This is a genomic window from Paenibacillus radicis (ex Xue et al. 2023) (assembly GCF_024722015.1).
In the GTDB taxonomy this organism is placed as follows: domain Bacteria; phylum Bacillota; class Bacilli; order Paenibacillales; family NBRC-103111; genus Paenibacillus_S.
Map to the genome: position 1 here is coordinate 531,984 of NZ_JANQBD010000001.1, position 16,279 is coordinate 548,262.

The 16,279-nt window shown below is 47.1% G+C and carries 12 protein-coding genes; 3 read left to right on the plus strand and 9 right to left on the minus strand.

The genetic code is table 11. The features are described 5' to 3' along the window. Positions 1–80 precede the first annotated feature (80 nt). Genes NV381_RS02245 through NV381_RS02265 form a run of 5 tightly spaced genes read right to left on the minus strand, consistent with a single transcriptional unit; the run spans position 81 to position 7,979 of the window. The gene (locus NV381_RS02245; RefSeq protein ID WP_258211618.1) at positions 81–1,289 is read right to left on the minus strand and encodes a VWA domain-containing protein; all 1,209 of its coding nucleotides are present in this window, start codon (positions 1,287–1,289) and stop codon (positions 81–83) included. 3 nt (positions 1,290–1,292) lie between these two features. Then, positions 1,293–3,689, minus strand: coding sequence for a DUF5682 family protein (locus tag NV381_RS02250; protein WP_258211619.1), 2,397 nt, complete (start codon positions 3,687–3,689; stop codon positions 1,293–1,295). After that, the gene (locus NV381_RS02255) at positions 3,647–4,738 is read right to left on the minus strand and encodes an AAA family ATPase (protein ID WP_258211620.1); all 1,092 of its coding nucleotides are present in this window, start codon (positions 4,736–4,738) and stop codon (positions 3,647–3,649) included. The genes NV381_RS02250 and NV381_RS02255 overlap by 43 nt, the downstream gene beginning before the upstream one ends. Continuing rightward, the gene (locus NV381_RS02260) at positions 4,714–6,513 is read right to left on the minus strand and encodes a HEAT repeat domain-containing protein (RefSeq protein WP_258211621.1); all 1,800 of its coding nucleotides are present in this window, start codon (positions 6,511–6,513) and stop codon (positions 4,714–4,716) included. Before NV381_RS02260 ends, NV381_RS02255 begins: the two co-directional genes overlap by 25 nt. 23 nt (positions 6,514–6,536) lie before the next feature. Next, a complete protein-coding gene (locus NV381_RS02265) occupies positions 6,537–7,979 on the minus strand; it encodes an SWIM zinc finger family protein (protein WP_258211622.1) in 1,443 nt (480 codons plus the stop codon). Positions 7,980–8,057: 78 nt separating this feature from the next. Here NV381_RS02265 and NV381_RS02270 point away from each other — a divergent pair, with 78 nt between their 5' ends. Beyond that, positions 8,058–8,486, plus strand: coding sequence for a photosystem II reaction center PsbP family protein (locus NV381_RS02270; RefSeq protein ID WP_258211623.1), 429 nt, complete (start codon positions 8,058–8,060; stop codon positions 8,484–8,486). A 193-nt stretch (positions 8,487–8,679) separates the two neighbouring features. Continuing rightward, positions 8,680–8,898 carry a hypothetical protein gene (locus NV381_RS02275; RefSeq protein ID WP_258211624.1) on the plus strand — a complete coding sequence of 73 codons (219 nt, stop codon included), beginning with the start codon at positions 8,680–8,682 and terminating at the stop codon, positions 8,896–8,898. 30 nt (positions 8,899–8,928) lie between these two features. On the opposite strand, the gene NV381_RS02280 is transcribed toward NV381_RS02275, so the two are convergent. Next, positions 8,929–10,185, minus strand: a complete 1,257-nt coding sequence (locus tag NV381_RS02280; RefSeq protein WP_258211625.1) for a Gfo/Idh/MocA family protein — start codon at positions 10,183–10,185, stop codon at positions 8,929–8,931. Positions 10,186–10,479: 294 nt separating this feature from the next. On the opposite strand from NV381_RS02280, the gene NV381_RS02285 reads away from it, so the two are divergent. After that, the gene (locus NV381_RS02285; protein ID WP_258211626.1) at positions 10,480–11,535 is read left to right on the plus strand and encodes a substrate-binding domain-containing protein; all 1,056 of its coding nucleotides are present in this window, start codon (positions 10,480–10,482) and stop codon (positions 11,533–11,535) included. Positions 11,536–11,537: 2 nt separating this feature from the next. Here the strand turns inward: NV381_RS02285 and NV381_RS02290 are convergent, their stop codons facing one another. The 3 genes from NV381_RS02290 to NV381_RS02300 form a co-directional block, all read right to left on the minus strand. Continuing rightward, positions 11,538–13,847, minus strand: a complete 2,310-nt coding sequence (locus tag NV381_RS02290) for a helix-turn-helix domain-containing protein (protein ID WP_258211627.1) — start codon at positions 13,845–13,847, stop codon at positions 11,538–11,540. Between the two features lie 83 nt (positions 13,848–13,930). Beyond that, positions 13,931–15,289: an ABC transporter substrate-binding protein gene (locus tag NV381_RS02295; RefSeq protein ID WP_258211628.1), complete on the minus strand. Its 1,359-nt coding sequence runs from the start codon at positions 15,287–15,289 to the stop codon at positions 13,931–13,933. A gap of 360 nt (positions 15,290–15,649) precedes the next feature. Beyond that, a complete protein-coding gene (locus tag NV381_RS02300; RefSeq protein WP_258211629.1) occupies positions 15,650–16,276 on the minus strand; it encodes a fumarylacetoacetate hydrolase family protein in 627 nt (208 codons plus the stop codon). Positions 16,277–16,279: the final 3 nt, after the last annotated feature.

Here is a 16,279-nt window from a genome sequence, read left to right on the forward strand (position 1 = left end):
CGATCGAGCAGCCGGAAGTGATCCATATCCGCCTGCTCGCACCCTGCACTGTTCAGGGGCAGTTCATTCATTTAATCCCTCTAACGGATCTTGCCTGTCGCAAGGCTCTCCGCAATCGTCTGCAAATCCTGACCCTTAATGGCCTTCTCTACCAATTCAGGCAGACGGTCCGGCGAGCAGCCAAAGCTCGGGATGCCGAACTGGGACAGCTTCTGGGCAAGCTGGTTATCGTAAGAAGGAACGCCATTGTCGGAGAGAGCCAGCAGACACATCACTTTGACCCCGGACTGCTGCAAAACCTCCATTCTGCGAATGAGTGCTGATTGATTGCCACCTTCATACAGATCGGAAATTAATATGAAAAGCGTCTTTCTCGGCTCCACTATATACTGCTCGCAGTAGGCAACGGACTTATTAATATCCGTGCCGCCTCCAAGCTGGATACCGAACAGCATATCGACCGGGTCATTGGCGCATTGCTCGCTTAAGTCCACTACTTCCGTATCGAACACGACCACACGGGTATCCAGGGAAGGCAGGCTGGCAAATATTGAGCCGACAACAGAGGCATAAATGACCGAATCAGCCATTGAGCCGCTCTGATCAATATCAAGAATCACGGTCCATTCCTTACTCCGTCTCGCTCTATCGTAAAAGTATACCCGTTCCGGAATGAGCTTGCCCAACCCTTTATCGTAATGCTTTAGGTTTTTGCGTATTGTTGTTTTCCAATCCATACCGCTGAGTGACGGCAACGGCGAATGCTGCCTCCGATTCAACGCACCTGTTACCGCGCGGCGAATATCCTGCTCCAGTCGCTTGACGATGTCATCGACAACTGCTTTCACCAGCTGCCGCGCCGTATCCTTGGTCTTCTCGGGGATTCGTCCCTTCAATGCCATGAGCGTAGCGACCATCCGAATATCGGGCTTGATCTGGGCGAGTGTTTCCGGCTCGAACAGCAGCTGCTTTAGCCCTTTTCGCTCGATGGCATCTGACTGAATGACCGAAACCACATCCGATGGAAAAAAACTGCGTATATCCACAAGCCACTTGGCTAGCTTGGGTGAGGAGCTTCCTAACCCCGCAGAACGGCGGCGGCCTCCGGTCGCCTCTCCCTCGAATGCTGAGCCCCCGGAGGTTCCGTCATATATGGCCGCAAGCGCTTCGTCCATTATCTTATCTTCATCGTTCAACAGCTCTCCGCCTGAAGAATACTCATTAAGTCTCTGCTGAACCTCATGGCCGAGCACAAGACGCCAGCGTTTCATCTGCTCTCTATCACTCATAGCCTACAAGTCTCCAAAGTCAAAATCATTAAGCTCATCCAGCTTCCCTCTTTCCTCTTCGCTCAACGGCTCTTGAAGCAGTACCCCCGCATCAGGCCCTGGCATCCCCCAGAACTCTCCGAGCAATTCCGCAATCACCGTCTTCTCTCTCGCTTCAAACGAACCGAAGGCTCTGCGCAGAAACACAAGCGACCTCTTGAACTGATCGCCGTCCAAGGATTGTATGTAAGCATCCAGCTGCTGCCATAAATCCGCCCGCGATAACAGCGCATACCTGTTCCTCATCGACAGCCCCTCGAACCAGCCGGCTCCCAAGTCCGCAGGTATGCCTGGTGAAAGGCGGCGTGACACCTCACGGGCGCATTGCTCCTGTGTGATTTGATTGCGCTCCAGCAGCAGCGCAAAGGCAAATCCGGATAGCTTCGCGTTCCGGTCATCATGTGCGGCCAACAGCGTAAGCTGTTTAACCCATTGCTCGTCATCCACGATCTCGAAATGCTCTTGAGAAACAGCATGCATTTCATTCATGGCGACGACGAGCTCCTGAGCCGCTTCATCGCTGCATATGGCTGCATCCACAAGCAGCAAGCAGCCCCTCAGGAACAGCTGCTGAACGAGTGGAACCAGCGTGCTTGTATCAGCCCTTCGCACATCGCCATAACGGATGATGAGCGAAAGCTCTCTTGCCGCTGCCGCGATGTGGACGAAATTCGCAGCTTCCGTCGTTATTCGCTGCAGCATTTGCCGGGCTTCCTCCAGCATCTCCGGCAGCTCGCATTCGCAAGCCATATGAATGATATGCGAGGCTTGCTTAAGGTCTCTGCACTGCTCCAGCATTTCCTTCAGCACAAATGCGCTTGCCCATTCGATCGTTTCGCCCTTGAGCGTCGATTCCACCATCTGGATTTCCGCCTCAGGACTCCACTGAAGCACCCAATGCTCCGCCCAAGTCGCAGCGTCCTGGCTCAGCCGCTTCTTCTGCGCGAATCCGATTTGCAGCAGCTTCAGACGGTGCAGAAAGGTCGAACGGTGCAGATCCAGGTAAGCAGCCTCCTCCGACTTGACTCGCCGGTTTTCGCGTAAATCAAGCTCGAGATCCTGGCTGACCAAGGACTTATACTTTTCCAGCTTCAGCTTCTTCAAGTGGCGGTTTAAGTCATCCTGAATCGGAGTTTGACTGACTCCCTCCGGAAGCTCTCCAATCGCGGTCCCTATATCGACCTGAGCAAGAGCTTCAGCAATCGGAGAGAGCTCGCCTAAACCTAAAGTGACAACGGCCGCATCCTTCAAATCCTTCCATGTAGGCTGGCTTCCGTCCTTGAGTGAAGCAAGTGCTTCCGCCAAGCGAACCCCTTCGATTACAGAGGCGGTCGAGCGGTATGTGCCCGAATTCCTTAACTCCTTCGCTACCCGAGACAAATATAGCGATGGCAGCCGTTCCATATCGCCTTTTTGCAAGCATTGCCACAGCAGCTCAAAATAGGCCGGAGCCGGATTCCCTGCTCCATATCCGGAATGCGTTGATAATTTATAATACGAATAAGGCATAAGCGTTAATTTGGTTGAGGACCTTGGGAGTGCAGCCACCTCCTTATCCGTCAATCCGGGAAGCGCCAGTTGCAGCGCTGAAGCATGATGAGCACCGGTTACTACGACAATTCGATCCTGAGCCCCACATGTCTCGAGAGCTTGTAATATGCTTCGTCGCATATAAGCCTCACGAATGGAGTTATACGCCGCCTCCAGCGGGTCTGCCGACCATTCATCCTGCTCCTGAAGCTGCCGCATTTGTTTGGAATACTCCCCTATAGCGCTTCGGTAAGCTTCAGGGGTCGTATTATGCTCGAAATTTCGCTCCCAATAGCTTTCATAATCGGGCTCACCCGCTAACTCGGCAATCCGTTCATACATCCAGTGCTGTTGACGGTAAAACTCATAGCGCCTGCTTTGTCGGTCGCTATGCTCTTCCTGCACCTTGCCTTCTTGAGGATGATCCGGCTCTGCCCGCGCTTTTTCACGTTCCTTGTACATCTGAACCGATACATCCGAGGGCAAATCGATAAACTGTGCCTTCGCCCCGTGCTCCGCTGCCCATAGAAAAGCCTGATACTCCGGAGAATAGGCCGCAAAAGGAAACAGGAGCGTCCTGATAGGCAGTGCATCCGTATAAGCCAATATAGCTACCGGAGGCACGACTCCTTTCCCTGTAACCTGCCCAATAAGGGGAGTCGCATCGGAAGGTCCCTCCACTAAGACCCTTGTGGGCCGGATTCGATCCAGATAGGCTCTTAATTGATAAGCTCCGGTCGGGGACAAATGGCGAATGCCAAATATGTGGACTCTATCGTCCCCGCTGCTCAATCGTTCATCTCCCGGCATGCATGATATAGGCTTCGCCATTCCGATCCCCGCTTTTTCATCACGTTTTCCAAATATTCCTTCCAAACGATTTGATCCTTCTCATCGTCCTTCACAATGGCTCCCTGCAAGCCGGCAGCAAGATCCTCATCCTGGATTTTGCCGCTTCCAAAGCTGGCCGCCAAAGCCATGCTGTTCGTAAGCAAGGAAATCGCTTCAGCCGTTGAAATCACACTGCTTGGAGGCTTAATCTTCTCTTTGCTATCCAATGTCATACCGCGGCGCAGCTCCCGGAAAATGGTAACAACCTTACGTATAGCCTCCTCTTCTGGCAACGCCGCCTTCAATTCGTAGCTCGCTGCGATTTCCTGCACCCGTTTACGGACGATGCTTACTTCTGTCTCCAGCTCAGAAGGAGCCGGCAGCACGATGATATTAAACCGCCGCTTTAAGGCGGCTGACATGTCATTGACCCCGCGGTCCCTTGTATTGGCAGTGGCAATAATGGAAAAGCCTTTGGCAGCGGCGACCTCTTTGCCAAGCTCCGGAATCGAGATCGTTTTCTCAGACAGGATTGAGATCAACGCATCCTGCACCTCCGAGGCGCAGCGGGATATTTCTTCAAAGCGGGCAATTCCTCCGCCTTCCATAGCCCGGTATATAGGACTTTTCAACAGCGCTGCATCGGAAGGGCCGTTAGCCAGCAGCATCGCATAGTTCCATGAGTAACGGATCTGCTCCTCACTCGTTCCTGCTGTTCCTTGAATTACCTTGGAGGAGTCTCCATGGATGGCAGCGGTCAAATTCTCGGACAGCCATGATTTAGCCGTTCCCGGCTCCCCTATCAAGAGCAGCGCGCGATCCGTAAGAAGTGTAGCAATCGCAATTTCTACCAAACGGGAGTTCCCGATGTATTTGGGCGAAATGGTCGTACTGCCAGCCATTCCTCCTGTAATGAACGTCAGGACCGCCCGCGGTGATAGCTGCCAGCCCGCGGGCTTGGGACCTGTATCCATTTCTTTTAATGCCTGCAGCTCACGTTCATACAATCGTTCAGCCGGAAGCCTCATAACAGTTTGCTTTTCATCCATTCGATCCATCCCGCTCCTTTGCTCTCATTCGATTCATCCTGCACATTAGCTTTGACGCTTTCCACAACCTCAAGCATTTGCTGCTTCACACTCTCATAAGTCAGCTTTTCCGCAAACTTCTCAAGCCTTTCCGTATATTTGGCAGGAAGAAGGCGAATCAGCGACAGCCAGTCGCGGTCCAAGTAATAAATTTGCCGAGCCGCTGCCCCCTCCAGAGATTGCAAGAGCAATTCAGGTGTTTCCTTGTACCTTAATTTATACAGCGCAAATAGAATCGAAGCGGTTCGCGGCTTCAGCATCTGAGGAGCAACCTTCCATTTATCTGCTAAATAAGAAATCACCTTACGGTCCTGCTCGTCGGCAAGCCGGCAAACAAGCTCCTCTTCGTTAATTTCTACGAATACATGCACCCAGCGGGAATCCCATTGTATATCGGCTGTTTCTTTATGTGCCCTGTCCCACGCATACATCAGCGGTTGCGTCCTATTATACATAACTCGCAGCAGCTCTTTGGCTGCGAACTGCTCCTTATTCCGAAACTGCGGCGAATAATCTTCATACACGGTTGCGGGCGGCAAATCCCTTAAAGCCGCTTCAAAGCTGTAAGCAATCAGACGCTGGTCCGGCAGAGTGTGTAAATTACGCAAGAACGCATACGCTTCCTGCCGTTCGCTATGGAGCAGCAGCTTTGCCGCATGTTCCCGAACAGCATCGGTCTCCTTTCGATTAAAGGAGGGGTTGGATACCAAGCTTATTAAATAGTTTTCAACCGTCTCTGTCCTTCTCCCCTCCAAGCAATGTACGGTGGTTGCTAACCGCTCCACTGTTTGTTCATCGAGAGTGCCTTCCGTCACCTTATTGAACAACTCATTTGCATGGACCAGCAGCCGTGCCGTAAGGTGATCGTCCAGGCAATCCTGAATAGGCTCCAGAGCAATGCTGTAATCTTTTCCTGCTAATGCATTCATAAGCGCGTCTATCGCTTTGTCCGATGGATGTTTGGCCAATGCGAACAACGCGGCACGCCGCACTTCTTTCTTTTTATCTCGAGAAAGCTCTACCAGTCTGCCTTCAAATTCAGCATAATTACTCCATATATCGATTGCGGCTAACCGCACATCCGTAGAACCGGCATCTACCGCCTGCTGAAAAAGCTCCCTGTACTCTATACCGCCGATTCGATGAATCAGAAGCAGCTTGCGAGCATCCGCTTTTCCTCCGTTTAATTGGAACTGTTTCATCAAAATAGGCAGCACCGGAGCACCTATAGAAGGTATAACAGCTTCTGCCAAATAATCGGCTATCTCAGTATAAGTATCCTCCAGGCCAACAACAGCCGGGATATGCGTACGCATATCGTGGAACAGCCCCTCCTCCTTGGCTTGGCGGACGATCTCAAGTCTCCCGGGTCCCCGTTGCGTCAGCGCGTCGATTAACGGCCGTAGCTTCCGGTAATGTACATTGGTTATCCCAAGGGACCCGGACGGTTCAAACCGCTTCAGTTCCCCTGATAGCTCAGAACTCCCCTGCGTATACAAAATAGAATGAAGCAATGTTCCCAGCTCAAGCAGCTTGACTGAAGAGCTTTCGGAATTTGCTTCCAATGTTTGCTGAATGGCTTCTGCTAAACGCCGGAAGACCGGTGCGCTCTCTCCAAGCTTCTGCAGCTGCGGCAGCAGCTTGCTTAATCGAAAATCACCTGCAGCCACCCCGCTTCCAGCTATAAATAATCGTCGAACCTCCTGATGCACTTCATATAAAACAGCTATGCTCATGACCTGACTCCTCACTTCACCGACTAATAAATAAAACGTAAGATTTCGCGTTTTGTAACCAAGCTGAGCGGCTGCGCAATTAACCGCCCACTGGATAAATCATGCTCGAACAAAACCAGCATCGCCTGGTTCGCGGCCAGCTCCGGAGTTAACAATGACAGCAGATGTGTCGTGGCGTGATCCAAGTAAGCTGTATCATGGAGAGCGATCTGTTTACCCTGCTCATCCAGCAGTACATAACTTTCATCATCCCCCACTACTATTTCGCTATAACGAAGAAGAGCTACAGGATGCTTATCTGACAACGGATTTTTCAATTGATTTTTCACCAGCTTGATTACCTCGGTAAATGAACCCCTGCTATAAGAGTAAATTCTGTCGAAATCCTCTTCTTGCATAGACCGTATCCGCCCATCCTCCCAGCGTATCCGCGGATTTAGCTCTCCCGGATAGGTGAACAACTCTCTCGCCCTTACAATGTCAAAAACAGAATCCTCTTCCTTCATATGCTTCGCTGCCTTTATCGGCCTGTAATGGCGTGTAGTGTACAGCTTGCCGCTATCCATATCCAGCCAAAAGCCTTCGTCAACATATTCGCTGCGCGCAGCATCCAGCTTGGAGCGAAAAGTAAGCTGGGCCAGCTCTACATCGGTCTGCATGCGACCACAATCACGCAGCTCCGCCAGCTGCCAAGCATGCCCAATGGCTTCCTCCAACCCTGAATCGGTATCCATGGCAAGCTCAGGGTTCTGCTGACGCGAAGTTAAATAAACTCCGCTCTTTTTTAGTAAGGCATGCAAATACGTTAGCTGATCCATCGCTTCCGTATACCAGCTCTCGCGGTCCTTATTTTCCTTAATTAATAAAATCAGCTCCCGCAGTTTATTCTGGATGCCCGGGATATAGAAATTGCCGAGCTGCTTGGCCTGATCGTCCATCATCTTCAACGCTTTACTATCGATCCCGGCAAGTCCGTTCTGAACCAACTGCCGGATTAATTTGTCACACAGCTCGATCCCTTCCAGCTGGGCATTTATTTTTTTCAACAATGCCGCTTTATTCGTCTTCCGCTTAGGAACCGCAGCATCATCGCTGCCGGCAGCTTCCTTCTTTTTCTCCTCCCGCTTGTCGGCCTTGTCTCTCTTCTCCGCAATCTCTTGCGGTACCGCTTCAATACTGAAGCTTTGGCCTGCGGCAGAAGCATACAGAAGCCCTAAAATATGCTTGCAAGGAAATTGCCTGCTCGGGCAAGTACAGCGAAACACCGGACTTTCAGGTTTCAGATAATCCACTGAGCAGCGATACGGCTCTTTACCGCTCCCTTGGCAATCTCCGAACAGCAGCGTCCTATCCTCTGTGCGGCATCGTTTCGTAATTTTATTTTTCTTAACCAAGTCACGACCGTTCTTTACGGCAGCTGCGTTCAACGCTAATGAATCTACATAAGCTTCGTTTATCGTTATCATAGGAGACCTCACATTAGGAATGATAATAAACAACTTCAACATTTACATATATTTTCCTTTTATTTGAGCACAGAGTGTATGAATAAATTTATATGCAAGCCTCTCCTTGTCTATGAAAAAGCAAATTTCATTTGTCGAACAAAGGTAATATGGAAAGTTTTGGCGAATATTCAAGTAAACCATACCGCCGTACCTAAACAGGAACTGCCGGATGGTATAAATTTGGATCAATTTTATAAAAATATAAAGACACAGATACTTGCCAATACCGATTCAAAAACCTATCTGATAGAAGAAAAAGAAGAAGTTTTCCAAAGCTACCCCGCCAAGCGATTGGTCTACCACACAACCGAAGAAGGTTGGAAAAATTTCGTGTATACGATTCTCTTCTTTGAAGCAAACGGAAGCTTTTACCGGATCACCACTGGGGCCAATGAAGAAATTTTGAAGGAGGCTCAAGAGGAACTACAAGGAATCGTGGACAGTTTTCAATTTATTAAAAAGTAATGGTTTCATTAAGAGAAAAGGATAGTCCTCCTCTGCGTGACCGCAGTTTGGACTATCCTTTTAACGCACCAGCCTCTCTAAGCCCCCCATGCCAAGTGGATGGGACAAAAAGCAAAAAAGTGGATGGTTACTCCGGAGCCATAGCCTGATATATTATGGTTGTGAAAAAAAGAACAGCATGGGGTGAATGATCATGTCCTTACTAATTTATTACATTCTAATTGCAACTATAATGTTTATAGCTTTAGTTTCAACCATACTCGTCGGCATCTCCAAAACAAATAAAGAAGGCAACCCTAATTATGATTCCAAAACAAAAAGCAATTGGTCCAGGCTCTCCTGGATTTATATTATCGTCATCGTGCTAGGTTATGTAGCCTTTATTGTATACATCACAAGGTCCCCTAGTTGAATATGGCTCCGCTGACTTGCGCTTACAAATTTACAGCTGAGTATTTTGCAAATCTTCGATATAGCGGTCTAAATTCACATTTCTACCGGTCAAGCGGGAATGCTCGGCAGCGAAAGCCATAATATGTCCTCTCGCCGATACTGAAGCCGAGGTTTTCCCGCTAAGTTCTTTGTTTTGTACCTGTCTGATAAAATCCCTCATAGTCAAATAGTCCGCTCCGCCATGACCGCCTTCAAACCGCTGTGGGCGGATAATTTCCTTGCGACCTGAAAAATAGTTGACCTCAATCTCATTATTTTCATGATGCCCCCTAATTTCGCCCATGGTTCCCATAAATTTAAAAGTACGCGTATTTTCAGAAGTAAACGCTGACATTGTGAAAGATACTGTTACCTCATTATCAAAATACATATTTACTACTTGATGATCAACCACGTTGTTATCGCAGCGGAAGACACATCTTCCGTAGGGTCCCTCTTGTATAGCTTTCATCCGGGCCTCAAGCGTTGGAATAGGCGATGCTACCATAATAAAGCTGTTCTTCTTCTCGTTATGGTAATGCTTGATCGCAGAGTATGGACATTCATGCTCTACCGCACAGCCGTCTGTACATCGCTCCGTCGAGCCTGGAGGTGCATTCTCCGGACGGAAGTAGCTCAGCTTGCCATAGGACGACACCTCCAAGCACTTTCCTCCTATAAACCATTGCAGCATATCCATATCATGGCAGCTTTTTTGCAGAATCATCGAGCTGGTCTCATCCGAGTTACGCCAATTTCCCCTCACAAAGCTATGCGCCTGATGCCAAAAACCAACGTTTTCCGTCCACTGAACACTCATGACCCTTCCAATGACCCCTTTGTCCAGCACTTCCTTCAAAGCGCTATAGTAGGTATCGTAACGCGACACGTGACACACGGATAAAATTTGCTGCTTTCTCTCCGCTTCTTCAGCCAATCGTATCGTTTCCAGCGGTTCCGGAGACATCGGTTTTTCAAGCAAAATATGATAGCCTTGCTCCAAAGCCTTCATGGCTGGCTCGTAATGCTGCCGGTCCTGTGTACAGATCAACAGTACTTCGCATAGCTGCGGTTGTTGAAGCATTTCCTCCCATGAGGTAAACTGCATTTCCGGCGGTATTCCATGCTGGCTGGCAAACAACGATCTTCGTTGCGCATCGGGCTCGGCAACCGCAATAAATTGAATTTCATCAGGTCTCTTTAATGCATAGGAGGCATACGCATGCATACCTCTCTGTCCTGCTCCAAGCAAAGCCGCTTTAATCAATTAGAACACCTCTTTTTCAAAAATGTTTCATAAAACAAACAGAAAATGATCGTTTTATTTCATTTTGACGTCAAAACACCTAACTTTTTTTATTCACTTTCACTTTTTCACAAAAAAAATGATCAATATATTTCATAATTATGATTAATTTCAATCATAAATGTTCCAATTCTAACCGTCAACATATTATTTTATCCCTATACAAGAACAGCTGAGATGCTTGACATTGGGCATTATATTCTTTTAAATGTAAAGAGAGCCACTGTGAAAAATTTCGATCAAGGGATTGAATATATGAAAAACAGACATGAACGAATTCTACAGCTACTTAAAACGAATTCCATGATGAAAATAAATGATCTATGCGAGCAGCTTAATGTTTCTCAAGCTACGATTCGCAGAGACCTGACTGAGCTGAGAGAGCAAGGCGTGGAACGTGTAGGGGGTGCTGCTTTTTATAAACAATCGTCCTCTGGCTCCACTGCCAGCAGTACGATAACCATTGAATCCGGCAATCAAGTCGGTTGTATCATTGCAGTCTCGCATAAACATATGCATTCGTATTTTTTATCCATACTGGAAGGAATTGAGCAGGGCCTCGCCAACCTCGGTTACTCGCTTGCTTTTATGCACAACCTGGACGATATTCAAAACGATGCAATCCTTGACAACATACTTAAGGACAACAAAATTAAAGGTATGATCATTGTTGAGGGAATTAAATCTGAAATTTATGCACGAATAAAAAAACAGTTTCCTACTATCGTTGGAATCGATATTGCTGATGGCACAGTACCTGTTATCGCATATGATCGGATTAACGCAGCCAAATCGGCCGTGCAGCATCTTATTGACCAAGGTCATCAAAGCATCGGTTTTATTGGAGGAGCTGGCCTTACAGGAGACATGGAACGGGAAAAGAGATACCGGGGTTATAAATACGCCCTGCAGGAAGCGGGGCTTGAGCTGAACTCGGAGTGGATCATCCATTCAGGCTGGGATGTAAATACGAGCTACAGCCGTATGCTGGAGCTGCTTGACAGCAGCAGCCGTCGGCCCACGGCCATATTCGCGGCCAGCGATTTGCTGGCGATCTCCGCTATGCGTGCGGTGACAGAGAAAGGACTGCGAATCCCGGAGGATATTGCTTTTATCGGCTTGGACAATATTGAAATTTCCCAATATACAACGCCGCCGCTATCCTCCGTTCACATTCCTAAATACGAGATTGGCATGGCCGCCGCCAAAGCATTGGTTGATTATTTACAAGCGGCCTATACGCTACCCTTTAAGATGCTTATGCCTTACGAGGTTATAGTACGGGAATCATCTATCCATACGAGGGGTTAAACTTATTTTTCTCTGAATTGACCTGGAGTCATATTCTCACGTTTCTTGAAAATTCGGTTAAAGTAGGTCGGCTGATAACCTACCAATTCGGCAATTTCATTGATGCGAAGATTCGTATTTTTAAGCAGCTCTTTGGATTTACGAATACGGAAATCGGTCACATAATCAATAAAATTGATCCCTGTTACCTCTTTAAAGGCTTTGCTCAACCGAAACGGATCGACATGATGAAGATCCGCACACATTTCTAATGACAGATCGGTCATATATTTGCTATGAATCGTTGCTTTTACGTCCTCGGTCAGTTGCACCAGCTTAACATTTTGAGACTCGACAATATGCTCGATGAACGGCTCCATAACGATCTTCACAAAACTATCGCACATTTTCTGGAGATCACTATGCTGCAGTAATTCCTCATACAAGTTACTTAGACCAAACACCTTTTGCGGGCTGTGTCCTGTTTGATACACCACATGCAGCACGCTGCCAAGCAATTGCAGCAATCCTTGATGAAGCACCGTTTCGATATCGGCACTTTCCTTGAAAGTTGAAACAAACCGTTTAAATAATGCAGTCGATTCTTCCGCATTTCCGATCCGCAGCGCCTGCAGCAAATCCTTCTCCAGCTCAAACGGATAAAAAACCTCCTCCTCCCCCTGGATGATCAGATCTTCCAGATAAAGGATTTGCGCCGGCTCATGAACACTTCGAAAGCGCAACGTTTGCTCGGTCTGCTCATAGCATGCATGCATACCACGCAGCTCATCTGTAGGCTGACCGACGACCACCGTCACATCTGTCTTTAACAGGCGCTCCAGTGTTTGGATCATTTCTCCTGCAAGCTTCAAAGCGGTTTGCTTCTCTTCTTCTGCTGACATCCCATCTGGCAGCATGAGAATGTAGCCCACCGTCATATCTTGAAAATTGAACACAGACACGTTTAAGCCAGATGCCACTATCATCTCTTGAATGATGTTGTATGCAGCGAAAGTAACTAGTTGCTCATCATCCTCGTTAAATTTACCCATCAGCTTCGAAATGCCGGAAATTTGGATCAATACAAATTGTACGCGGGCGTTGCCCAGATCCAAATTGTAATTTTTTAGCCTCTTGCGAATTTCCGCCTCGCTCAAATGATAGTAGTGACCATAAATAAGCTGATACATGAAACCTTCTCTAAGCGAGGGCAGCTGCGTATCAAGGCGAACCTGCATGATTCGGCTCTCCGTCGTCAACTGTGCCCAGCGAGATTCAATAAATTCGATCTCGTCTTGATGAACCGACGGCTCCGACTCAGATTCCTCCGATACAAATAAAGACATCATCCGCGATATAGGAGAGTATAGCTTCCTTGAAGCGACCCACGCAAGGATGACAAGCATGATGAAAGTAACGGCTGAAATACCAACAATAACTCGGGTAATGACAGCTGCAGGCTCTGTTAATTTGGAAATGGGTGTAGCCAGAAGAAAATTCCACTTCATACGGGGAATGATTCCATCAGAAATGAGATATTGATCCCCATTCCAGGAGAATCCATAAGTTCCCGTACCATTGTGTCTCATCAGTTCTGATGCTAGTACCGCTGCATCCTCCCGTTTCTCAAAAGTACCGGCGGATAGAAGCTCATGATTTTCATTAAGCAGCAGAGTATAGCCTTCCCGATATGGATTAATTTGACCGATAAATGATGAGAACTTTACCGGATCCACTTCCACAATTATGGCGCCAAAAGGATGTGAGGATTCAGACGGAATCTTATGAATTAATGCCATGCTTTTATTCAACGTATTGCTTGATACATTCAATCCATAAGCCCAATACATGTCACCTGGTCGTTGAAAGGCTTCCCTGTAACGGTCGCGTTTTTCCATATTGTATATTCGGGAGACACCGTTCACATTCGAAATCAGCAAATCTTGAGTCGAAATGTACACTTCTATGTTCTTAATGAAGGAGATTGAATTCTCCATGGCGCCTAACGCATTCATAATGGAGCGGATCGTTGTTAACTCCTGATAATAATCCACATGCTCCAAATATTCACCGAAGATCTGGTTAATAGCCCAGTTGCGCACTGTAAACTCAAATTGAGTCAGCTGTTGATTAACACGCTGTGTCATTTGTTGAATCAACGTTTGATGCGTCTGATTGATCTGCTCCTTCAGCTCTTTCGTAGCCATTACATGGATACTGACTGAAAGCAGCATGGACGGCAAAATGATTACCGCCAGCATTAGCAGCAGACTCCTCCGGAACCACGCCTTCCTCTTATCCATGATGCCGCTTGTTCTCGCGAATAGTCCCATATAGTTCCTCCGATGATGAAGGTTGAAATCCAATTGATTTGTTGATTGTGTGAAGCCGTCTCTATGGAGAGTCATTTCTTCAACTACTTATTCCCTTCATCCAGCAGCTTCTGAGCCTCTTTCTCGTATCCGGCCAAGGCATCTTTAGCTGTCATTTTCCCATTATTCAACATCGCCTGTTGAAAATAGTTGAACCACACTTTACGGATTTGTTGGTAATTCGGTATAGCAGCAGGATTGTTAATAGCTTGTTCCGGCATTGCCGCCCACTCTTTGCCTTGTGAATCTGTAACAAGAGCTTGCAATGATTTTCTCGATGGGAGCTTGGAATACTTTTGATAAATGAGTTTGTTCACAATCTCAGACTTACCGCTTGAGAACCATAGCGCAAATTTTGCCGCTTCTTTCTCCTTCACTTTATCCTCTTGCTTCTTTACCGCAATCCCTGAACCGTTAACGAACAGCTTGCTTTTTGAACCGTCGTCTGTTGGATAGTAGGCATTCATGAACTCGAATTTCTTAGGAATTATACCGTCGTTAATCTCCCTGCGTAAATCTCCTCTGTCGTTCATCATAATGCCTACTTTTCCTTGCTTGAATAACTCATACAGATTAGGAATTTTATTGCCTGCTGCCCCAGGAACAGCATAGGGTGAAGAGGACAGTTGAATCAACCCTTCCAGTTTTTTCACATTGCCTGGTGAGTTGTAAGTAATTTTGGTGTAATCCTTATTCGTATATTCATCCCCATCGCTATATATATAACCGTCAACGAACTTGTCATAAGCTACATCACCTGCTACCATTCCCAAACCGTATACCCCGTTTCCAAGCTTACCGACCGCTTCTACAGCTTTGGCAAAAGAGTCTCTTGACCACGTTTTTGTCTTTGAATCAGGAAGCAGATGCTCAGCGCCTGCCTTGATAAACAAATCCTTGTTGATTAGCAGCACTTCACTTCGGATTTCCATCAGTATCATAGCCATCTTTCCGTCAATGGTCATTAAATCCTTGGCACTGTTCATATAGTCCGACAAATTGTAGTCTTCTGTAATATAGGCATCTAATTCGGTGGTAACACCACGGGTGAACAGGGGGACCAAGCGGTTAACTGCGTCAACATACAAATCAGGGAACGATCCTGAAGCAATCGCAACGTTTAGCTTTTCATCCAATCCTGTAGTTGGTACAGAGCTAAAGTTTATAGTAACGTGAGGGGCAACTTTCTTATACTCCGCTAACACCTGTTGAAATTCCTCTTCCTCCACGAGTCCCAACGAAGCACTGCTCCACCACTCTAGCGTTACAGCAGTTGAGCCCGCACCTTCTTCTTTTCGGGGAACTGTTGTATTGCTATCTGTGGAACAACCACTGAACATAATACAGAGGATCAAACTGATCATGAGTACGGTTCTTCCTTCCCTCCATGTTGACCCAAGCATGAGCTAACCCTCCTTTGCATCCCCTACATAAGGCGTCTTTAGCGGTCAATTTGAATCCGGGTATTCATTGCATACTCCACAGCTTCTGACCGTCTCACTCCACTATAAAGAGTAGGACGAATTCCTTCAATAAGATTTTGTTGTTATTCTTATATTGCACACTTGGACTTTTTTGTTTTTCCTTACTGAATCGTAGATATACCTGCCCCATTTGATAAACTTCATCTCCGGCGGCTCGGAAACAACTTCAAATAACACAGGCTGCCGCAGCTGCCTGTGTTATTTTTTGCCGAACAACTTCTACTGAACACCAATTCCAAAATGATTTATGCAATAGGGTTACCCGGCTCTACTGCATTCTTAAGACAATTTAATTGTACAACTTCCAACAATTTGTTCCCCCCACAATAGTGATAGGTGATCGCCGTCGGTGACTGGACCTGCCCCTTCCGGAGCTCCAGTAAATATAATATCTCCTTCGCCTAATCCAAAGTGACGCGCTATGAAATCGATTATGATTTGTAAATCAAAAAGCATATGTTGAATGTTACCAAGCTGAACCTGCTCACCGTTTTTTACAAGTGCAAAGTTAACTTTTTTACATGCTTCTACGCCTGGAAATTGCATTAATTCACTCAAGACAGCAGAGTTGGGAAAGCCCTTTGCCAATAGCCACGGGTAACCTTTTTTCTTCAATTCATTCTGCAGGTCACTCAATGTAAAATCTATCCCTATAGCCAAGCCGTCCACCAGTTCGTCCACCTTAATTCCTGTTTCATATAGCCTACCTATCCGAATGACCAGCTCCGCTTCAAAATAAACGGAACCACATTCTCCGGGAAGGATGATTTCCTGTCCCTTCGCCTCGGTAAGCGCATGAGTAGGCTTAGTGAACACAAGTGGAGATGTAAGAAATTCATTATTTGATTTATTTGCTTGCATGACATAATTTCTGCCAACACAATAAATGTTTCGAGTGGAGTTCATACT

Excerpts from the sequence above, each read along its gene's own strand:
- NV381_RS02245 (WP_258211618.1), bottom strand. The coding sequence starts at position 1,289 with ATGAGTGATAGAGAGCAGATGAAACGCTGGCGTCTTGTGCTCGGCCAT.
- NV381_RS02250 (WP_258211619.1), bottom strand. The coding sequence starts at position 3,689 with ATGGCGAAGCCTATATCATGCATGCCGGGAGATGAACGATTGAGCAGC.
- NV381_RS02255 (WP_258211620.1), bottom strand. The coding sequence starts at position 4,738 with ATGGATGAAAAGCAAACTGTTATGAGGCTTCCGGCTGAACGATTGTAT.
- NV381_RS02260 (WP_258211621.1), bottom strand. The coding sequence starts at position 6,513 with ATGAGCATAGCTGTTTTATATGAAGTGCATCAGGAGGTTCGACGATTA.
- NV381_RS02265 (WP_258211622.1), bottom strand. The coding sequence starts at position 7,979 with ATGATAACGATAAACGAAGCTTATGTAGATTCATTAGCGTTGAACGCA.
- NV381_RS02270 (WP_258211623.1), top strand. The coding sequence starts at position 8,058 with ATGAATAAATTTATATGCAAGCCTCTCCTTGTCTATGAAAAAGCAAAT.
- NV381_RS02275 (WP_258211624.1), top strand. The coding sequence starts at position 8,680 with ATGTCCTTACTAATTTATTACATTCTAATTGCAACTATAATGTTTATA.
- NV381_RS02285 (WP_258211626.1), top strand. The coding sequence starts at position 10,480 with ATGAAAAACAGACATGAACGAATTCTACAGCTACTTAAAACGAATTCC.
- NV381_RS02290 (WP_258211627.1), bottom strand. The coding sequence starts at position 13,847 with ATGGGACTATTCGCGAGAACAAGCGGCATCATGGATAAGAGGAAGGCG.
- NV381_RS02295 (WP_258211628.1), bottom strand. The coding sequence starts at position 15,289 with ATGCTTGGGTCAACATGGAGGGAAGGAAGAACCGTACTCATGATCAGT.
- NV381_RS02300 (WP_258211629.1), bottom strand. The coding sequence starts at position 16,276 with ATGAACTCCACTCGAAACATTTATTGTGTTGGCAGAAATTATGTCATG.